This is a genomic window from Rhizobium sp. WYCCWR 11146 (assembly GCF_013591995.1).
Lineage (GTDB): Bacteria > Pseudomonadota > Alphaproteobacteria > Rhizobiales > Rhizobiaceae > Rhizobium > Rhizobium indicum.
In genome coordinates this window covers 1-19489 of sequence record NZ_JACCEY010000033.1, presented here as the reverse complement: position 1 = coordinate 19489, position 19489 = coordinate 1, and the positions used below count along the sequence as shown (strand labels likewise).

General features: G+C 62.2%; 19 protein-coding genes. 13 read left to right on the top strand and 6 right to left on the bottom strand.

Annotation, left to right across the window (positions count from 1 at the left end; genetic code table 11):
• Positions 1-302: 302 nt before the first annotated feature.
• Complete coding sequence (locus tag HX899_RS26690; RefSeq protein ID WP_138328879.1) at positions 303-1460, bottom strand: PA0069 family radical SAM protein; 1158 nt, start codon at positions 1458-1460, stop codon at positions 303-305.
• Between the two features lie 138 nt (positions 1461-1598).
• On the opposite strand from HX899_RS26690, the gene HX899_RS26685 reads away from it, so the two are divergent.
• On the top strand, positions 1599-2117 hold the full coding sequence (locus HX899_RS26685) for a glycosyltransferase family 2 protein (protein WP_018245012.1): 519 nt from the start codon (positions 1599-1601) through the stop codon (positions 2115-2117).
• A 189-nt stretch (positions 2118-2306) separates the two neighbouring features.
• Positions 2307-2621 (top strand): hypothetical protein, encoded by a 315-nt coding sequence (locus HX899_RS26680; protein ID WP_138328878.1) that lies wholly within the window; start codon positions 2307-2309, stop codon positions 2619-2621.
• Positions 2622-2644: 23 nt separating this feature from the next.
• Here HX899_RS26680 and moaB read toward each other — a convergent pair whose 3' ends face one another.
• The 4 genes from moaB to HX899_RS26660 form a co-directional block, all read right to left on the bottom strand.
• Positions 2645-3196 (bottom strand): molybdenum cofactor biosynthesis protein B, encoded by a 552-nt coding sequence (gene moaB, locus HX899_RS26675; protein ID WP_181293792.1) that lies wholly within the window; start codon positions 3194-3196, stop codon positions 2645-2647.
• Positions 3196-4101, bottom strand: coding sequence for a 4-(cytidine 5'-diphospho)-2-C-methyl-D-erythritol kinase (locus HX899_RS26670; RefSeq protein ID WP_181293791.1), 906 nt, complete (start codon positions 4099-4101; stop codon positions 3196-3198). The genes moaB and HX899_RS26670 overlap by 1 nt, the downstream gene beginning before the upstream one ends.
• Positions 4102-4152: 51 nt before the next feature.
• Positions 4153-5985: a tetratricopeptide repeat protein gene (locus tag HX899_RS26665; RefSeq protein WP_138328875.1), complete on the bottom strand. Its 1833-nt coding sequence runs from the start codon at positions 5983-5985 to the stop codon at positions 4153-4155.
• 134 nt (positions 5986-6119) lie between these two features.
• Positions 6120-7136 (bottom strand): polyprenyl synthetase family protein, encoded by a 1017-nt coding sequence (locus HX899_RS26660; RefSeq protein ID WP_029872636.1) that lies wholly within the window; start codon positions 7134-7136, stop codon positions 6120-6122.
• A 108-nt stretch (positions 7137-7244) separates the two neighbouring features.
• Here HX899_RS26660 and HX899_RS26655 point away from each other — a divergent pair, with 108 nt between their 5' ends.
• Together HX899_RS26655 and HX899_RS26650 are read left to right on the top strand one after the other, a co-directional pair.
• On the top strand, positions 7245-7472 hold the full coding sequence (locus tag HX899_RS26655; protein ID WP_003545870.1) for a DUF2007 domain-containing protein: 228 nt from the start codon (positions 7245-7247) through the stop codon (positions 7470-7472).
• Between the two features lie 6 nt (positions 7473-7478).
• Positions 7479-8249 (top strand): tRNA1(Val) (adenine(37)-N6)-methyltransferase, encoded by a 771-nt coding sequence (locus tag HX899_RS26650; RefSeq protein ID WP_138328874.1) that lies wholly within the window; start codon positions 7479-7481, stop codon positions 8247-8249.
• A gap of 29 nt (positions 8250-8278) precedes the next feature.
• Here HX899_RS26650 and HX899_RS26645 read toward each other — a convergent pair whose 3' ends face one another.
• The gene (locus HX899_RS26645) at positions 8279-9619 is read right to left on the bottom strand and encodes an Nramp family divalent metal transporter (protein WP_138328873.1); all 1341 of its coding nucleotides are present in this window, start codon (positions 9617-9619) and stop codon (positions 8279-8281) included.
• A gap of 170 nt (positions 9620-9789) precedes the next feature.
• Between HX899_RS26645 and HX899_RS26640 the strand changes: the two genes are divergently transcribed.
• From HX899_RS26640 to HX899_RS26600, 9 genes are all read left to right on the top strand, one after another.
• A complete protein-coding gene (locus tag HX899_RS26640) occupies positions 9790-10650 on the top strand; it encodes a S49 family peptidase (protein ID WP_181293790.1) in 861 nt (286 codons plus the stop codon).
• An 18-nt stretch (positions 10651-10668) separates the two neighbouring features.
• Positions 10669-10860, top strand: a complete 192-nt coding sequence (locus HX899_RS26635) for a membrane protein (protein WP_003556931.1) — start codon at positions 10669-10671, stop codon at positions 10858-10860.
• Between the two features lie 262 nt (positions 10861-11122).
• Positions 11123-12079 (top strand): glycine--tRNA ligase subunit alpha, encoded by a 957-nt coding sequence (locus HX899_RS26630; RefSeq protein ID WP_011650682.1) that lies wholly within the window; start codon positions 11123-11125, stop codon positions 12077-12079.
• Positions 12080-12218: 139 nt separating this feature from the next.
• Positions 12219-12770, top strand: a complete 552-nt coding sequence (locus HX899_RS26625) for a LemA family protein (protein WP_171599104.1) — start codon at positions 12219-12221, stop codon at positions 12768-12770.
• 172 nt (positions 12771-12942) lie between these two features.
• Positions 12943-14205: a 3-phosphoshikimate 1-carboxyvinyltransferase gene (gene aroA, locus HX899_RS26620; protein WP_181293789.1), complete on the top strand. Its 1263-nt coding sequence runs from the start codon at positions 12943-12945 to the stop codon at positions 14203-14205.
• 38 nt (positions 14206-14243) lie between these two features.
• Positions 14244-16178 (top strand): DUF2207 domain-containing protein, encoded by a 1935-nt coding sequence (locus HX899_RS26615; protein ID WP_181293842.1) that lies wholly within the window; start codon positions 14244-14246, stop codon positions 16176-16178.
• A gap of 65 nt (positions 16179-16243) precedes the next feature.
• Complete coding sequence (purD, locus tag HX899_RS26610; protein WP_181293788.1) at positions 16244-17521, top strand: phosphoribosylamine--glycine ligase; 1278 nt, start codon at positions 16244-16246, stop codon at positions 17519-17521.
• Positions 17522-17620: 99 nt separating this feature from the next.
• The gene (locus HX899_RS26605; protein ID WP_181293787.1) at positions 17621-18082 is read left to right on the top strand and encodes a plant virulence effector HPE1-like domain-containing protein; all 462 of its coding nucleotides are present in this window, start codon (positions 17621-17623) and stop codon (positions 18080-18082) included.
• A gap of 428 nt (positions 18083-18510) precedes the next feature.
• The coding region (locus HX899_RS26600) for a cache domain-containing protein (RefSeq protein ID WP_181293786.1) at positions 18511-19489 on the top strand (979 nt) is incomplete at its 3' end.

Below are 19489 nucleotides of genomic sequence, written 5' to 3'. Positions count from 1 at the left end.
ATCGGGTGGCGTGCGAGGTTTCATGCGGCTGAACCTCGCACGCCAACCCGATTTCCCGCAAGTCCCCGGATCAGGGCGGCGGCCGGGGACTGGCCCGACGGATGGTGGCGGTCAAGGCCATCCGCGGGAATTGCGCTCGGGGCTCGAAAACAGGGCGGTTTTGTCGAGACGCCGATGCGCAAGCTTGAAGCAATTCCAGGAAAAGTGTGCAGCGGTTTTCCGTCCGGAATTGCGTAAAAGGCTAGAGGTAATTCCAGGGAAAGTGCGAAGCAGTTTCCATCCGGAGTCCTAAAAACAAAAGGTTAGAGCAGCGACAGCTGCACGCCGCTGCCATCCGGCGGTACGAACAGATCGTCGCGCAGCGGCACGCTGCGGCGCGTCAGGCCGAAACGTCTGGAGGCCATTTCAAAGCGCCTTGCGATCTGCCAGGCATAGGGGCCGGCGCCCTTCATGCGCTTGCCGAATTCGGCATCGTAATCCTTGCCGCCGCGCATCGAGCGCACCAGCGACATCACGTGCCGGTAACGATCGGGGTAATGCTGCAGCAGCCAGTCGCGAAACAGCGGGCTGACCTCGAGCGGCAGCCTGAGGATGACATAGCTCGCCTCGGCGGCGCCGGCAGCCTTGGCCGATTCGAGGATGCGCTCCAGCTCGTGGTCGTTCAGCGCCGGGATGAGCGGGGCGGCCATGACAGCCGTCTGGATGCCTGCTTCGGCAAGGGTGTGGATCGTCTCCAGCCGCCGCGGCGGTGTGGCGGCACGCGGCTCCATCGTCCGGGCAAGCTTGCGATCCAGCGTGGTCACCGAGACGCCGACGCGCACCAGGTTCTTGCCTGCCATCTCCTGCAGGATGTCGAGATCACGCAGGATCATCGCCGACTTGGTGACGATCGATACCGGATGGTTCGCCTTGTTCAACACCTCGAGAATGCCGCGCATGATGCGCCATTCCTTCTCGATCGGCTGATAGGGATCGGTATTGGTGCCGATCGCGATCACCCGCACCTTGTAGCCGGGCTTGGCGAGCTCCCGCTCCAGGAGTTTTGCCGCATCGGGCTTGGCAAAGAGCTTGGTCTCGAAATCGAGCCCCGCAGAAAGCCCCATATAGGCGTGTGTCGGTCGGGCGAAACAATAGATGCAGCCATGCTCGCAGCCGCGATAGGGATTGATCGAGCGGTCGAAGGAAAGGTCCGGCGATTCGTTACGGGTGATGGCCGTGCGCGGTTTTTCGACCTGCACTTCCGTCTTGAAGGGCGGCAGCTCTTCCCATGTCTGCCAGCCATCGTCGATGGTCTCGCGCTGCTGCGCTTCGAACCGACCTGTCGGGTTCAGTCCCGCCCCACGTCCGCGCCGCCGATCGACCTCGACTCTCAGACCGGAGGAAACGATCATCGCATCGGCAATATCTGCCGTATTGGCAGGCGCGAATGCGGCCTGCCCTGCCAGGGACTGCTCTCTCATCGGATTCTCCCGCGGCGAAAGCCATCGCCTCCGCCCGTTTTGCTGATTAAATTCCTATCTGCAAAATAAGAACAATGCAAGAACAAAATGAGGAAAACGGTGCTGGCAAAAATTTGTGCGGCGCATTATAAATGGTCAATGTTGACGGTTGTTCTCGAATGTCAGGATCAGGAATCTGAGCTGGCACAGACCTTATCGGTATTGGTGGCAGGCGCGGTGGAGGGGCTTGTGAGCGACGTGGTCGTGCTCGATCACGGCTCGCGCGACGGCACCTCGCGGGTCGCCGACGCCGCCGGTTGCCGCTTCCATTCGCAATGGGATATCAAGGACATCGTCCGTTCGGCGCGCGGCGAATGGCTGCTCTTCGTCGAGCCGGGCGCCAGACCGCAGGCCGGCTGGATCGATGAGATCGCCGAATATGTCGCGCTGAACAAACTGCCGGCGCGCTTCACCGCATCGCGCGGCTATAGGCGCCCGTTCTTCCAGCGTGTCGGCCGAGCCGTGCCGCCGCTGGAACTCGGCTTTCTCCTGCCGAAGAAGCAGGCGCTCGCCATCGCCAAAAGCGGCATGCGACTTACCGAATTCGTCAAGGGCCAGAAGCCGCGCAAGCTCGCGAGCGAACTGATTCCGTCATGGGTTGCCCGCGCTGCGCGATAGGCATCGCAACCTTCTCGATGGGCCGCGCGCAAAAGATGGCGCCCAATAGGATTTCGCGCTATAATTCAAATATGGCGCCGTCGAAGCGCCTCGCTTCGCAACGGAATGGCCATGGAATGCCGGTGAACGGCAGAACAGGTCAGCGAAAATCTCCTCTTCTGCCGGGCTCCCGGCGAAAGGAGGTGCGTCATGGTACGCAGTATGATCTACGGCCTCATAGCCGTCATATTGCCGACATTGGTGATCGCGCATCCGCATTCGGCAGCATCGCAGATGATGCGCAGTTGCGCAGGCCGACCCGAAATCGTCAATTTCCTCGACAAGAACTTCGCCGAAAAGCTCACGGCAGTCGGACTGATCAACCAGAACGCCATTCTTGAGGTCTATGCCGCCGAAAGCGGCACCTGGACACTCATCGTCACGGATGTTCACGGCATAAGCTGCGTCCTGCTGTCGGGTGACAGCTGGGACACGATGCCGGTCCTGCCGGGTCTTGCGACATAGGGAATACGGCTGTTGCAGGCAGTCTACTTCGTCGCGCCGCGTTTCAGGTGTTCGTCCAGACGCGGCATGATCTCGACGAAATTGCACGGCGCGCTGCGGTAGTCGAGCTGTCCTTTCAGAATGCCGTCCCAGGCATCCCGGCAGGCGCCGGGCGAACCCGGCAGCACGAAGATGAAGGTCGCGTTGGCAACGCCTGCCGTGGCGCGCGACTGGATCGTCGCCGTGCCGATCTTCTCGTAGGAGATCCGGTGGAAGATGGCGGAAAAACCGTCCATCCGCTTTTCGAACAAAGGCTCCAGCGCCTCGGGCGTCACATCGCGGCCGGTAAAGCCGGTGCCACCGGTGGTGATGACGACGTCTATGTCTTGGTTCTCAGTCCAGGCCTTCACCCGCGCGGCAATCTTTTCGCGATCGTCGGGCACGATCCCCCGGTCGACCAGCCTATGCCCCGCCTCCGTGATCCGCACCGCCAGCGTGTCGCCTGACTTGTCCGTCTCCGGCGTGCGGGTATCCGAGATCGTGAGAACCGCAATGCCGATCGCGATGAAGGGCCGCTTTTCGTCCAGACCTGCCATCATGCGCCTCCCGAAACCGTTTTCGCCGCCTGGAAATACCAGCCAGGGCGCTCGTCGTGAAGAGCTGCCGCTGCATGTTCGGCAGCAGTCATGCTCTCAAAGATGCCGAAACAGGTGGCGCCGGAACCGGACATGCGGGTCAACAGGGCGCCGTGAGCTTGCAGCATCGCCGAGATCTCCGAAATCTCGGGCACGAGTTCGCGCGCCGGCGGCTCCAGGTCGTTGCGGGCAGCAGCAATCGCGGCGAGCCAGTCGGCAGTCTGAGACGGTGCCAGGCTCAGGGCCGGATTGTTCTTTGTCGCCAGCCGGCGGAAAACTTCTGGCGTCGAGACGCCCTTTAGCGGATTGGCAAGCACCATGGCAAAGGCCGGCAGCTCCGGCACGGGTTCGATCTTTTCGCCGATGCCGCGGGCAATCAGCGGCCGGCTCTCAAGGCACATCGGCACGTCGGCGCCGAGCTTCAGCGCCAGCGTGGCAAGCGTCTCCGCCGATAATGTCGTGCCCCAGAGCCGCATCAGCCCGCGCAGCGTCGCGGCTGCATCGGCCGAGCCGCCGCCGATGCCGGAGGCGATCGGCAGGTTCTTTTCGAGATGGATACGGACGGGAAAGGCGAGGGGACCGATTGCCTCGCGCAGGAGGTCGCGGGCCTTCAGCACCAGGTTGGTGCCGCCGTCGCCGGCAAGCACCTCGCCGAAACGGCCCGACAGGGTGAATGCGTCGGCCGGCGACCGCATGAAGTCCAGCCGGTCGCCGTGATCTGCGAAGGTCACCAGCATATCGAGCAGATGATAGCCATCCGGCCGCTGGCCCGTCACAAGCAGGGCCAGGTTGATTTTCGCGCGAGCTTCCTCGGAAACGCTGGAGCACGATACCGAAAAGTGTGAGCGGTTTTCGGACGACATCATGCTCTATTTCTTTGATCGCACGCCGGCCGGGGCCTCGTCAGGCATGGTCCGTCAGGATTTCTTGTCGACCGGCGGCGGGGTGACGGGCGCCGGATCCGGCTGCTTCTTGTCGGCCGCCTTGGCATCGTCACTGACGGGAGGCAGGCCGTTGGCGACCTTGTCCTTGATCTTCGGGATCTCGGCAGCTTCGGGCTCGGAGGCGAGCGCCCGGTTCCACTGGTAGACGGCCTCGAGCTTGCGCCCGACGCGCCAGTAGGCATCGCCGAGATGGTCGTTGATCGTCGCGTCGCCGGCCTTGATCTGTGCGGCCCGCTCCAGCTCGTCGACGGCATCGTCGAAGCGGTTGAGGCGGAAATAGGCCCAGCCGAGCGAATCGATGATGTAGCCGTCGTCAGGGCGAAGCTCCACGGCCTTCTTGATCATGCCGAGACCTTCGTCGAGGTTCCGGTTCATGTCGATCCAGGAATAGCCGAGATAGTTCAGCACCTGCGGCTGGTCGGGATTGAGCTCCAGCGCCTTGCGGAAGTTCGGTTCCGCCTGGTCCCACTTCTTCAGCCGCTCATAGGCAATGCCGCGCTGGAAGAAGACGCTCCAGTTGGCGCGGCCGGGAATGGGGCCGATCGTTTCGACGGCCTTGTCGTAATTGGCGGCCATCGCCTGGTAGTCCTTGGCGTCGGAGAGCACGCTGCCATAGGCGAGGTAACTGCGGATGTCCTTCGGGTCGGAGGCGATCAGCGCCTGCAGGTGCTTACGCGCCTCGTCCACCTTGCCGCCTTGGGCAAGGGCAAGGCCGAGCTGCAGCTCGGAGATGCGCCGCATCGGCGAATTCTCCGGCACCTTCTTGTAGAGCGCGATGGCGCGGTCCATCTGGTTCTGCTTCTCGGCAATGCCGCCGAGCAGCACCAGCGTATCGGCGCTGTTCGGATCGAGCGCATTGGCCGTCTGCAGGTAAAGCGAGACGATGTCCTCGGCGCCGTCGCGGTTCAGCGCGCCGCCGACCGAGAAGAGCACGCCGGCAGCGCCTTCTTCGGCCGTCTTGACCTGCTGTTCCTGCTTCTCGTTCTTTTCGATACTGTCGCGCAGCGCGTTCAGCGGCGCATAGTTCGGCAGCAGGTTGTCGCCGACGGAAACGGCGTCGAGAGCCTTCTGCTTATTGCCTTGCGTTGCTTCGAGACGGGCAAGCGCCATCACGGCGCGCATGAAGGTGTCGGGCGCGGTTGCGCCCCCTTCCTTGTCGAGCACGGCATCGTTCAGATGCTTGCGGGCGGATTTCACGTCGCCGATGGCGATGGCGATCGCCCCGGCATTATAATTCTGGAAGATGCGAAACCAGTCCGGCCCCTTCATCTTCTCGACCATCGTGAGTGCTTCCTTGCCGCGGCCGGCGCCGACGCGGGCCCAGGCAAGCAGCAGGTCGTTCATCATCCGGTCGAGATCGTTTGGCCCCTTATATTTCAGGATGGCCTCGGCGGACTTGTAGTCGTCGCGGCGCACGGCATCCATGCCGCGCACGATCGTGGTGATGCGCTCGACGGAAGGATCGCCCTTCAGGTCATTGGCATATTTGACGCCGTCCTTGATATCGCCATTGAGCAGCAGCGAGATCATCAGCCGCTGGCGAATCTCGGGATTGCCGGGCTCGATCTGCAGCGCCTTCTTGTAGAGTTCGATCGCCGTTTCGTAGTCATGATCGACATCGGCCGTGCGCGCGGCGAGAAAGGCGCCGGAGAAAGTGGTGACGCTGTCCGCATCGAAGTGAACGGCTGTGCCGGCATCGTCTGTCTTGGCCGCATCCTCGGCGTTCGCGCCGCCGACACCGCTGAGCGAAAGGACAGCGGCCAGCGCTGCGCTCGTAAGAAGACGGATGGCAATTCTCTGCCGCATTAGGAAACCTTTCTTCGACAGCGTCCCGACAAATGGTGCCGGCCGCAAAACCAGTTGCGATCACTGATTCATAACAGGATGGCTTTTTTGAAGCGGCGCTGCAAGAAAATCAGCCTGCGATCAAGGACGTTTGATCAATTGACGCGCTCGATGCAGAAGTCGATCACTTCCATCAGGGCGGATTTCCAGACCGTATCGGGAAGGGGCGCAAGCGCATCGCGCGCGATCGTGCCGTAATGGATCGCGCGGCCGATCGTGTCGCTGAGCGTGCCGTATTTGGTGATCAGTCCCAGCGCTTTTTCGAGGTTGGCGTCGGTGCTGTTGCCGGCCTCGATCGCATCACGCCAGAAGGCGCGCTCATCCTCGGTGCCGCGGCGATAGGCGAGAATGACCGGCAGGGTGATCTTGCCCTCGCGGAAATCGTCGCCGACATTCTTGCCGAGATCGGCCGCCTTGCCGCCATAGTCGAGCGCATCGTCGACCAGCTGGAAGGCGAGCCCGAGATTCATGCCGTAGGATTTCAGCGCATTGCGGCCGGATCGGCCGGCCTCGGCGACGATCGGCCCGACTTCGGAGGCGGCGGCAAAGAGAGCGGCCGTCTTGGCGCGGATGACGGAGAGATAATCGTCCTCCGTCGTCTCCATGTTCTTGGCGACGGAAAGCTGCAGCACCTCGCCTTCGGCGATCACGCAGGCGGCGGAAGACAAGACGTCCAGCGCATCGAGCGAGCCGACATCGACCATCATGCGGAAGGCCTGGCCGAGCAGGAAATCGCCGACCAGCACGCTTGCCTGGTTGCCCCAGATCATTCGCGCCGTCGATTTGCCGCGGCGCAGATCGCTTTCGTCGACGACGTCGTCATGCAGCAGCGTTGCCGTATGCATGAACTCGACCGATGTGGCGAGCTTGACGTGATTTTCGCCCCTGTAGTCGAACAGCGACGCGGAAGCCAGCGTCAGCATCGGCCGCAACCGCTTGCCGCCGGACGAGATCAGATGGTTCGCCACTTCCGGGATCATCTGCACATCGGAGCCGGCCTTAGACAGAATGAGCTGGTTTACTCGCTCCATGTCCGCCCTGGTGAGATCGACCAACGGCTTTATGGATGCCAGTTTGTTTTTGCTTTCTTCAAGCGGTATGACCACGCCCAACGACCCGGACTCCTATTCATTCATTGCACCTGACAATAGAAAGGGGCGATGGACGCGGCAAGGGGTGAATTGTCGCGCTGGGCGAAATTGGAAGGAAAACGACGGCAAATGCATGAGCTTATCCGCGCCAACGACCCCGTTCTTCTCTCTTATGCCGAGAGTTTGATGAAGGATGCCGGAATTCACTGCTTCATCGCCGATCAGGGCATGAGCGTGCTGGAAGGCTCGCTCGGCATGCTGTCGCGCCGCCTGCTGGTGGATGAGGAAATGGCCGATCAGGCGCGCCGCATCCTCACCGATGCCGGTCTCGGCGGCGAGCTGCGCGAGCGGAAGTGAGCTCCGATGACCGCCACTGATACTGTCGATGCGTTTCATCGCGGCGGCTTCCATGTAGTGCAGCCGAAGGGCAGGGGCCACCGCTCCGGCATGGATGCGATGCTGCTTGCGGCTCTGGTCGCCGACGATCGCCCGGTCAGGGTTGCCGATCTAGGTGCCGGCGCCGGCGCTGCCGGCCTTGCCGTCGCCTCGCGCCTTGCCGATGCAGAAGTGGTGCTTTTCGAACGCTCGGCCGAGATGGCCGATTATGCCCGCCGCAGCATCCTTTTGCCCGACAATGCCCATGTCGCCGGCCGCGTCAGCGTCGTCGAGGCCGATGTGACGCTGACCGCCAAGGCGCGCAACGATGCGGGGCTCACCGATGAGAGCTTCCACCACGTCATCATGAACCCGCCCTTCAACGATGCCGGCGACCGGCGCACGCCGGATGCGCTGAAGGCCGAGGCCCATGCGATGACCGACGGCCTGTTCGAAAGCTGGATCCGCACGGCGGGCGCCATCATGATCCCAGGCGGGCAATTGTCGCTGATCGCCAGGCCGCAATCGATCGCCGAGATCATCACGGCCTGCGGCCGGCGCTTCGGCGGCATCGAGATCACCGCCATCCATCCGCGTCCGGGTGAAAACGCCGTGCGGATCCTGGTGACAGCGATCAAGGGATCGCGGGCGCGGCTGTCGCTGCGTGCGGCGCTCATCATGCACGAAGAGGGGAGCCACAAGTTCTCCCCTCTCGTCGATGATTTCAACAATGGCCGGGCGGCCTATGCCAGGCTTTAGGCTGGCTTCACACTTTTCCTGAAAATGCTTCAGCCGGTGACGAAGTCGAGGAGCAGCTTGATGTTCAGTCCGGCGATGACGATCGCGATCAGATAGGCGAGGCCGCTCAGCCAGCGCGGCGCCACGAGTTCGCCCATCTTGGCCTTGTTGGCGGTAAACATGACAAGCGGGAAGACGGCGAAGGAAAGCTGCAGGCTGAGCACCACCTGGGTCAGGATCAACAGCTCCGCCGTGCCCTGGTCGCCATACCAGATGGTGACGATCGCCGCCGGCACGATGGCGATGGCGCGGGTAATCAGGCGGCGCACCCACGGCTTCAGCCGGATCTTCAGGAAGCCTTCCATGACGATCTGGCCGGCAAGCGTCGCCGTCACCGTCGAGTTGAGACCGCAGCAGAGAAGCGCGATGCCGAACAGCGTCGGCGCGATGGCGAGGCCGAGCAGCGGCGACAGCAGCGAATAGGCATCGCCGAGTTCGACGACGTCGGTCTTGCCGTGCGCATTGAAGGCGGCGGCTGCCAGGATCAGGATAGCGGCGTTGATCAGCAGCGCGAAACAGAGCGCAACCGTCGAGTCGATCGTCGCAAAGGTCAGCGCCTCCCGCTTTTCGGGAACGGTATGGCCATAGGCCCGCGTCTGCACGATGCCGGAGTGGAGGTAGAGATTGTGCGGCATGACGGTCGCGCCGAGAATGCCGAGCGCCAGGTAGAGCATCTCGGGATTGGTGACGATCTCGGTCGTCGGGAAGAAGCCGGTGAGAACAGCGCCCCATTGCGGGTCGGCCAGCAGGATCTGCACGCCGAAGCAGACCGCGATGACGCCGAGCAGCGCGATGATGAAGGCCTCCACCCAGCGGAAGCCGAGCTTCTGCAGGAAGAGGATCACGAAGACGTCGAGCGCGGTGATCAGCACGCCGAGTTCGAGCGGGATGCCCATCAGCAGGTTGAGGCCGATCGCCGTGCCAATCACCTCGGCGATATCGGTGGCGATGATGGCGATTTCCGCAAAGGCCCAGAGCGGCAAGGAGACGTATTTCGGAAAGGCGTCGCGGCAGGCTTGTGCGAGGTCGCGGCCGGAGGCGATCGCCAGGCGCGCGCAGAGCGATTGCAGCACGATCGCCATCAGGTTGGAAAGCAGCGCGACGGTGAGCAGCGCATAGCCGAATTTCGAGCCGCCGGCGAGCGAGGTCGCCCAGTTGCCGGGGTCCATGTAGCCGACGGCGACCATGTAGCCCGGCCCGGCGAAGGCTGCCGCCCGTCGCCACATCGAGCTGTGACGCCCGGTTCCGACGGTGCGGTAGACATCCGACAGCGATGCTTCTCCGCGTTCGTGGCGCCAGCCGCTCTTTGTATTCGGATTGAGCACGTCCATGCGATTTCCACCTGTTTTATCGTGCGTGCACTATGACGAGTTAGAATGATAATGCAAGTCATTCGCAACAACAAATTCAAACGCAATGTTTTCAGGAACGCAGCCATTGCGTTTGTCGTTCCAGCGCATACATGGGTGACGATCGTGCGACCCGAAGCGAAGGATGGGAAATGGCCGGATTCTTGAGAAAACTGATGCCGAAACGGTTCCGCAAGGACGGCATCACCATTCCGGTCGTTCGCCTGCAGGGGGCGATCATCAGTGGCGGTGGCCAGTTCCGGCCGACCCTCAACCTCGCCAATGTCTCTCCGGTTCTGGAAAAGGCCTTCGCCATGAAGGACGCACCGGCGGTCGCCATCTCCATCAATTCGCCGGGCGGCTCGCCCGTCCAGTCGCGCCTGATCTTCACCCGCATTCGCGAGCTCGCCCGCGAGAAGCAGAAGAAGGTTCTGGTCTTCGTCGAGGATGTCGCCGCCTCGGGCGGTTACATGATCGCGCTTGCCGGCGATGAGATCATCGCCGACGCCACCTCGATCGTCGGCTCGATCGGCGTCGTCTCCGGCGGTTTCGGCTTTCCCGAACTCTTGAAGAAGATCGGCGTCGAGCGCCGCGTCTATACGGCGGGCGAAAACAAGGTGATCCTCGATCCTTTCCAGCCGGAAAAGGAAAAGGATATCGAGTATCTGAAAAGCCTGCAGCTCGAAATCCACCAGGTCTTCATATCCATGGTGCGCGAGCGTCGCGCCGGCAGGCTGAGGGACGATGCGGCGGTGTTTTCCGGCCTGTTCTGGAGCGGCACACGCGGCCTCGAACTCGGCCTGATCGACGGCCTCGGCGATATGCGCCAGGAACTGAAGCGGCGCTACGGCCAGAAGACCAAACTGGAGCTCGTCACCGCCGGCCGCGGCCTGTTCGGCCGCCGGATTCCCGGTGTATCGCCGGTCTCGCTCGAAGGTGCTGCATCCGGTCTCGCGACGGGACTTGTCGAAGCGGCAGAAGAGAGAGCATTGTGGAGCCGTTTCGGGCTTTGAAGGGAGCAAGAGAGGGGCATGCCGCAACTAATTACCATTCTGATCCTGGTCTTCTCAGCTTGGTGGCTTTACCGCCGCTTCGTCTCCGATGCCCGCAAGCTCGCCGAAAAGTCGCGCCGCGCTGAAAAGGAGCGCCAGACCGGCGCCATCGGCACGCTGGTCAAGGACCCGGCGACCGGAGAATACCGGCTGAAGCGCGAGGGAGAATAAGGGGCGTCGCCATTGCCTCTCACCCAGCGCTTGCCCCTCATCCGGCTGCCGCCACCTTCTCCCCGCCTGCGGGGCGAAGGGGATATGCCGCGACCTCTCCGTTCCCATCCACCTCTCGCATGGAGAGGGTTAGGGTGAGGGGCAGCTAATTCCTCTTCCCTATCGGCATTCGATGGCTCTCCACCGCTGCAAAAGTCTTGACCCCCGCCGCCCTCCATGGCACCTGTCGCGCCGATAAATCCCACGCAATCGGTGCCGTTCGATGTCAGCTATCCCAGACCATATGAACCCGAAGCGCTCCTTTCAGGCGCTGATCCTGACCCTGCATAACTACTGGGCGGACAAGGGTTGCGCGGTGCTTCAGCCCTACGACATGGAAGTCGGCGCCGGCACCTTCCACCCGGCCACCACGCTGCGCGCCCTCGGCCCGAAACCGTGGAAGGCGGCCTACGTCCAGCCGTCGCGGCGCCCGTCCGACGGCCGCTATGGCGAAAACCCGAACCGGCTGCAGCATTATTACCAGTACCAGGTGATCCTGAAGCCGAACCCGCCCAACCTGCAGGAGCTTTATCTCGGCTCGCTCGCGGCGATCGGTCTCGATCCGCTGCTGCACGACATCCGCTTCGTCGAGGACGACTGGGAAAGCCCGACGCTCGGCGCCTGGGGTCTCGGCTGGGAATGCTGGTGCGACGGCATGGAAGTCTCGCAGTTCACCTATTTTCAGCAGGTCTGCGGCATCGAATGCTCACCCGTCGCTGGCGAACTGACCTACGGTCTCGAACGCCTCGCCATGTATGTCCAGGGCGTCGACAATGTCTACGACCTGAACTTCAACGGCCGCGACGGCGACGAGAAGATCAGCTATGGCGATGTCTTCCTGCAGGCCGAGCAAGAATATTCGCGCCACAATTTCGAATTCGCCAACACCGAGATGCTGCATCGCCATTTCGTCGATGCCGAGAAGGAATGCCGGGCGTTGCTCGATGCCGGCGCCCCCGGCGACAACGCCAACCAGCGCCTGCACAAATGCGTCTTCCCGGCCTATGACCAGTGCATCAAGGCAAGCCATGTTTTCAATCTGCTCGACGCCCGCGGCGTCATCTCGGTCACCGAGCGCCAGAGCTACATCCTGCGCGTTCGCACGCTTGCCAAGGCTTGCGGCGAAGCCTTCCTGCTGACCGACGCCGGCGGCGTCAATCTCTCCAAAGAGGCGGCGTAACGCAACAGCTCACCAGCCGTATCGTCTATATAAACGGCTGGTCGGGTACCCCGAATCCTCGCGGATATCGGCGTTTGACGGCAGCCGGCAAAACCGCTTAGTCTCCGCCTCAACATTACTTCGCTGCGGGGGATTCGCGATGTATATTGCGCTTGGCGTCATCGTTCTGGTCGCGCTCTATCTCGTCTTCATCTACAACGGCCTGGTTCGCGCGCGGCAGATGGCGGAAGAGGCCTGGTCGGGCATCGATGTCCAGCTCAAGCGCCGCGCCGATCTGATCCCGAACCTGATCGAGACGGTCAAGGGTTATGCCGCCCACGAAAAATCGACGCTCGAAGAGGTGGTTGAGCTCCGCAACAAGGCGCAGGCCGTGCCGTCAGGCGATGTTGCCGGCAGGGCGCAGGTGGAAGGGCTGCTCGGCCAGGCGCTCGGCCGCGTCATCGCGCTCGCCGAAGCCTATCCCGATCTCAAGGCCAACCAGAACTTTGCAGAATTGCAGGCCTCGCTGGAAACCATGGAAGGCGAGCTGCAGATGGCCCGGCGTTATTACAACGGTGCCGCCCGCGACCTGAACGTCAAGGTCGAAAGCTTCCCGTCCAATCTCGTTGCCGGTCAGTTCGATTTTGCCAAGCGGGAATATTTCGAAATCACCAACGAGGCCGACCGCGCCGTCCCCACCGTGAAATTCTGACGATCCGGCATTTTGCCTTTGCCAGAAAGCGATTAAGAGCAGGGGCAGATCGCGGCCGGCTAGAGCATGTCGCGCAAAAGTGTGCAGCGGTTTTGCGATGACGACATGCGCAAAACCAAAGACCTAAAGCGCGGCACACGCTTTGGGGTCGCCTTATGGACGGAAGAACAGCATGACACGCACAGCCAAACTCACGATCATCCCGCCGGGCAGGCCGCTTTCGGGCCGCGCCATGACGCCGGGCTCCAAGTCGATCACCAATCGCGCGCTTCTGCTCGCCGGCCTTGCGAAGGGCACGAGCCGGCTGACCGGGGCGCTGAAGAGCGACGATACGCGGTATATGGCCGAAGCGCTGCGCGCTATGGGTGTTGCGATCGACGAGCCTGACGACACCAGCTTCGTCGTTACCGGCACCGGCAGGCTGCTGCCGCCGAAGGCGCCGCTCTTCCTCGGCAATGCCGGTACGGCGACACGTTTCCTGACGGCCGCTGCGGCTCTGGTCGACGGCACCGTCATCGTCGATGGCGACGAACATATGCGCAAGCGCCCGATCGGCCCGCTGGTCGAGGCGATGCGCACGCTCGGCATCGACGCGACGTCTGAGACCGGCTGCCCGCCGGTCACCGTCAGAGGCACCGGCCGTTTCCAGGCCGACCGCATCCGCATCGATGGCGGACTGTCCAGCCAGTATGTCTCAGCGCTGCTGATGATGGCGGCCGGCGGCGACCGGCCGGTCGATATCGAACTCGTCGGCGAGGATATCGGCGCGCTCGGCTATATCGATCTGACCACAGCGGCGATGAAGGCTTTCGGCGCCAAGGTCGAGAAGACCAGCCCGGTCACCTGGCGCATCGAGCCGACCGGCTACCGCGCTGCCCACTTCATCGTCGAGCCCGATGCCTCGGCCGCGACCTATCTCTGGGCCGCCGAGGTCCTCACCGGCGGCGCGATCAATCTCGGTGTTCCCTCCGACGCCTTCTCGCAGCCGGATGCCCGCGCCTATGACATCATCGCCAAATTCCCGCATCTGCCGGCGGAGATCGACGGCTCGCAGATGCAGGATGCCGTTCCGACCCTTGCCGTGCTTGCCGCTTTCAACGAGACGCCGGTTCGCTTCGTCGGCATCGCTAATCTGCGCGTCAAGGAATGCGACCGCATCCGGGCGCTTTCGACCGGGCTCAACCGCATTGTTTCAGGCCTTGCCCGCGAAGAGGGCGATGATCTGATCGTGCAGTCGGATCCCGCACTGGTGGGCAAGCATCTGCCGGCGGAGATCGACAGCTTCGCTGATCACCGCATCGCCATGAGTTTCGCGCTGGCCGGGCTGAAGATCGACGGCATCACCATTCTCGATCCCGATTGCGTCGGCAAGACCTTCCCCGCCTACTGGCGGACGCTGGCAGCACTCGGCGTGACCTATCAGGACAAAGATTGACGAAACACGCAGCCGAGGCTGCCGGCGGGGAGACAGGGATGGGGCGTCGGTTTTTCGGATTTTGCTTTGCGCTGCTGTTGATGCTGACCGCCCCGGTGGCCTTTGCCGCCGAGGTGATCGACAGTTTTGCCTCCGATATCGCGCTGGAAAAGAGCGGCGCGATGTCGGTGACGGAGACGATCACCGTCAATGCCGAGGGCAATCAGATCAACCACGGCATCTTCCGTGACTTCCCGCTCTATTTCACCGACGCCGACGGCCGTCGCCGCAGCGTCGATTTCGATATGGTCTCGGTCAAGCGCGATGGCGAGGAAGAACCCTGGCACACCGAATCGATATCACGCGGCATCCGCATCTATGCCGGTTCTGCCGATGTGACGGTGACGCCGGGCCGTCATCGATATGTCTTCACCTACAGGACCAATCGCCAGATCCGCTATTTCGACGATCACGACGAACTCTATTGGAACGTCACGGGCAATGGCTGGATCTTCCCGATCCGGTCGATCACGGCAACGGTGAAGCTGCCGCCCGGCGTCGGCGCGACGGAGACGACCTTCTTCACCGGCCCTGAGGGCGCGACGGGAAAGAATGCCCGCGTCAGCGAAACCGGCGCCGGCCTGGTTTTTTCCACCACCGCGCCGCTCGATGCCCACGAAGGCCTGACCTTTGCGATCCGCATGCCGAAGGGGTCGATCGATCCGCCAAGCGCGGATATGGAAAGCACCTGGTGGCTGAAGGACAACCGCAATTATTTCATCGGCTTCGGCGGCCTGATCCTCGTTTTCGCCTATTACACGCGCTCCTGGCTGAAGGTCGGCCGCGATCCTCCCCGGGGTGTCGTCGTGCCGCGCTGGGACGCGCCGGATGGTATCTCGCCGGCGCTGGTCAATTACATCGACAATAAGGGCTTCTCCGGTGAGGGCTGGACGGCGCTGTCCGCCACCGCCCTCAATCTTGCCGTCCGCGGTTACGTCAAGCTCGAAGACCTGAAGAATTCGATCGTCATCCAGGGCACCGGCAAGCCGCTCGGCAAGGAGAAATTCCAGGCCGGCGAAATCGAACTGCTGAAGGTTGCCGGCGGCGCCGGTTCGACGCTGACGATCGACAAGGCCAATGGCGAGCGGGTGAAATCCGTCGGTCAGTCCTTCCGCGCGGCGATCGAGAAGGAGCATCGCGGCAAATATTACAATTCCAACCTGGCCTATACCGCAGGCGGCATCGCGCTCAGCGCCGCGGCCCTGGTGACCCTGTTCGTTTTTGGTTCGCTGGAGCCCGACACCATCGCGGTGATGCTGATCCCGATTGTCATCTCGGTCTTCGTTTCGGTGTTCGTCGCCGGCCTCGTCAGGTCGCTGCATCGCGGCAATTCGCTGTTCGGCAAGATCATCGCCATCATCTCCGCCGCGATCGGCGTCTTCGTCGGCATCAGCATCCTGGCGACCATGGGGCTGGCGCTTGCCTCCTCGCTGGTGCAACTGCACGAAACGCCGATGCTCTTTGCCGTTGGCGGCATCGTGCTTTTGAACATTCTCTATTTCTTCATCATGGGTGCGCCGACCCCGCTCGGCGCCAAGATGATGGATGGCATAGACGGTCTGCGCCAATATCTGACGCTTGCCGAGAAAGACCGGATGAACACGGCCGGCGCCCCGGAAATGTCGCCGCGGCATTTCGAGACGCTGCTGCCCTATGCGGTGGCGCTCGGTGTCGAAAAACCCTGGTCGCGCACATTCGAAACCTGGCTTGCGGCAGCTGCAGCCGGCGCGGCGGCCGCCTATGCGCCCGCCTGGTATTCCGGCAACTTCAACAGTGGCAGCTTCTCCGATCGTATAGGTGGCTTTTCCTCGTCCATGGCCTCGACCATCCCGTCGACGATTCCTTCGCCGCCGCCGTCGAGCTCATCCTCCGGTTTTTCCGGCGGCGGCTCGTCCGGAGGAGGCGGCGGAGGCGGGGGAGGCGGGGGTTGGTAAGCTTTCCCGCTTGACCTTTCGGCCCCTGGCCCTTAACCGCCAGACAGAAAAGGAAAGGGTCGCGCATGAAGGTTCTGTTGATCGGATCGGGCGGACGCGAGCATGCGCTCGCCTGGAAGCTGGCGCAATCGCCGTTGATGACGGAATTCTACGCCGCACCCGGCAATCCCGGCATTGCCGAACACGCCGTCCTCGTGCCGGTTGACATCGAGGATCACGAAGCGGTCGCGGCCTTCTGCAAGGACAAGGCGATCGATTTCGTCGTCGTCGGCCCGGAGGCGCCGCTGGTTGCCGGCCTTGCCGACCGGCTGCGCGCCGATGGCCTTTCGGTCTTCGGTCCTTCCGCTGCCGCAGCCCAGCTCGAGGGTTCCAAAGGCTTCACCAAGGATATCTGCGCCCGCTACGATATTCCGACAGGCACCTACCAGCGCTTCAACAATGGACCGAAGGCGAAAGCCTATATCCGCGCCGAGGGCGTGCCGATCGTCGTCAAGGCCGATGGTCTTGCCGCCGGCAAGGGCGTGACGGTTGCAATGACGCTCGATGAAGCTTTGGCCGCGGTCGACGACTGCTTCGAGGGCGCCTTTGGCGCTGCCGGCGCCGAAGTCGTCGTCGAGGCCTATCTCGATGGCGAGGAGGCGAGCTTCTTCTGCCTCTGCGATGGCAAACATGCGCTGCCGCTCGCAACCGCCCAGGATCATAAGCGAGTGGGAGAGGGCGATACCGGCGTCAATACCGGCGGCATGGGCGCCTATTCGCCGGCGCCTGTGATGACCGCCGAGATGGTCGAGCGGACGATGAAGGAGATCATCGAGCCGACGATGCGCGGCATGGCAGAGAGCGGTCATCCCTTCTCCGGCGTCTTTTTCGCCGGGCTGATGATCACCAGGAAGGGGCCGGAGCTCATCGAATACAATGTCCGCTTCGGCGACCCCGAATGCCAGGTGATGATGATGCGGTTGAAGAGCGATCTCCTGCCACTGCTGCTCGCCACCGCCAACGGCACGCTCGATCAGGTCAAGGCCGAATGGAACGACGATCCGGCACTGACGGTGGTCATGGCCTCGAAGGGGTATCCCGGCGCCTACGAGAAGAACACGCCGATCCTTTCCCTCCCGGATGCAGGCGAGGGCGAGAAGGTGTTTCATGCCGGCACGGGTCTGAGGGATGGCACATTGGTTGCCACCGGCGGCCGCGTGCTGAATGTTACCGCGTCCGGCGGCACGGTCGCCGAGGCCAAGGACCGCGCCTACACGCTGCTTGACAGGGTGAGATGGGAAAACGGCTTCTGCCGGCGCGACATCGGCTGGCGGGCGATCGAGCGCGAAACCGGCTCGGCGTGAGTATAAACCGCCGCGTTCTTTAAATTTTTACCCTTTCCCCTGACGGGATGGAAACAAAGCTGCGCTAATTTGCTCCGAAGATGAGACGGAGCAACTTTGATGCGTCAGATTTTTCTCGGTGCGGCAATCCTGCTGATGGCAGGCTCAGCAATGGCGTCCTCGATAGAGGTGGTCGGCAAGACTGCGCCGTCCGCTGAAGGCAGCATCGTCACCGAAACCTGCGCCCATTGCCCACCGCTCCAGGCGGAGCTCACCAAGAAGGACTATACGGTGCCGGAGCTGAAGCCCGGCGTCCTCCAGGCGAGTGAAATCCGCGATGTCGGCGGCGAAAAGAAGATTTATCGCACCGAAGGCTGGATGGGCGGCTCGCCCGTCGTCTTCGTCAGCAAGGCGACGCCTGAATCCATGATTGCGGCCGCGCCGCCGGCGGCGCCGGTAGACGGCATCGACATGAATGCGACAACCGCGGCCGTCATTGGCGGCGAAGCCAAGCCTGTCGCGGCCGGCATGACGGAACAACCGAAGAGCCTCGACGCTTCCGAATTCAAGCTGCGTTTCTAGGAGCAACTTCCAGGAAAAGCGCGAAGCGGTTTTGCCGGGAATTGCGAAAAACAAATAAATTCCCTGCCCCTGCCTGATCAAGGTTTCGATCGATTGGGGTTCCACCACCGGTGGACCGAATGCACCCTCGATGAGCAGCGAGGGTGCATTCTTGTTTCAATGCACAATCAAAAACTGAATTATTGAAATTAAATAGAAGAATGCAACTTACGCATTTATTCGAGAATTTATATTTCGATCTTCCCAAGTCGTGCAAATAGAAGCCATGGATCGTTAAAAGATAATTTAGTCATTCACTCTAATTTTACCAATCGAGAGGCCGGAGGACGCATGATTGCGCTAGCTGCGCGGGCGATTTGAGACGTCCGCGGGTCGGGAGTTGACCGATCCGGAATTGTTTTGAATTCACCTGCTTTGCGAGGCACATCATGAAAAAGCTCAAGATTGCGCATCAATTGTTTGCGCTGATCGGCGTCCTAATGGCTGCTTTTGCAGTGGCTACTTATTTCGAAATCCGCACCTCCGAACAGGCGATCTACGACGAGCGTTTCGACATGCTGCGCACGCAGGTCGAATCCGGCATCTCCGTCCTCAACACCTTCTATGAGCGCGAGAAGGCCGGTCAGATGACCCATGAGGCCGCCCAGGCCGAGGCCTTCGAAATCCTGAAGCGCGTCTCCTTTCAGCCATCCGGTTATCTCTTCGGCTTCGACTACAACGTCATCCAGCTCTTCCATCCGAGCCCGGTCAATCTCGGCAAGGACATGAGCGGTCAAGTCGACAAGACCGGCGCGAAATTCAGCCAGGCGCTGGTCGACAACGGCAAGGCCGGCGGCGGCCGCACCTTCTACTATTGGACCAAGCCCGGTCAGCCGGAAGACCAGGTCTTCCTCAAGGGCGGTTATTCCAAGGCCTTCGAACCCTGGAAGATCGTCGTCGGTACCGGCGTCTATCTCGATGACCTGCAGCAGAAGGTGAATGCGACGATCTGGAAAGCGCTGACCGCTTCGCTGATCGTCTTCGTCTGCGGCATCGCCGCCGCCGTCTTCTTCATCCGCGGCATCTCCCATCCGCTGAAGGACATCCACAATGCCCTACAGTCGGTCGCCGAAGAGGACGTTTCGATCGCCATCCCGCATATCGGCATGAACAATGAAGTCGGCATGATGGCCAAGGCGACGCAGTCGCTGCAGGAAAAGATCAGGGAGCGTCATGCGATGTCCGATCGCGAGACGGCCCAGCAGCTGGCGCTGGAAAGCGAGCGCGAAAACAATCTGCGCCAGCAGCAGGACGAAGCAACGCTGCAGGCGCGGGTGGTGACGACGATCGGCCAGGCGCTGGAGATGATCGCCCGCGGCGACCTCACCGTTCGCTGCGCCGATCTCGGCCAGAAGTATGCCGCCCTTC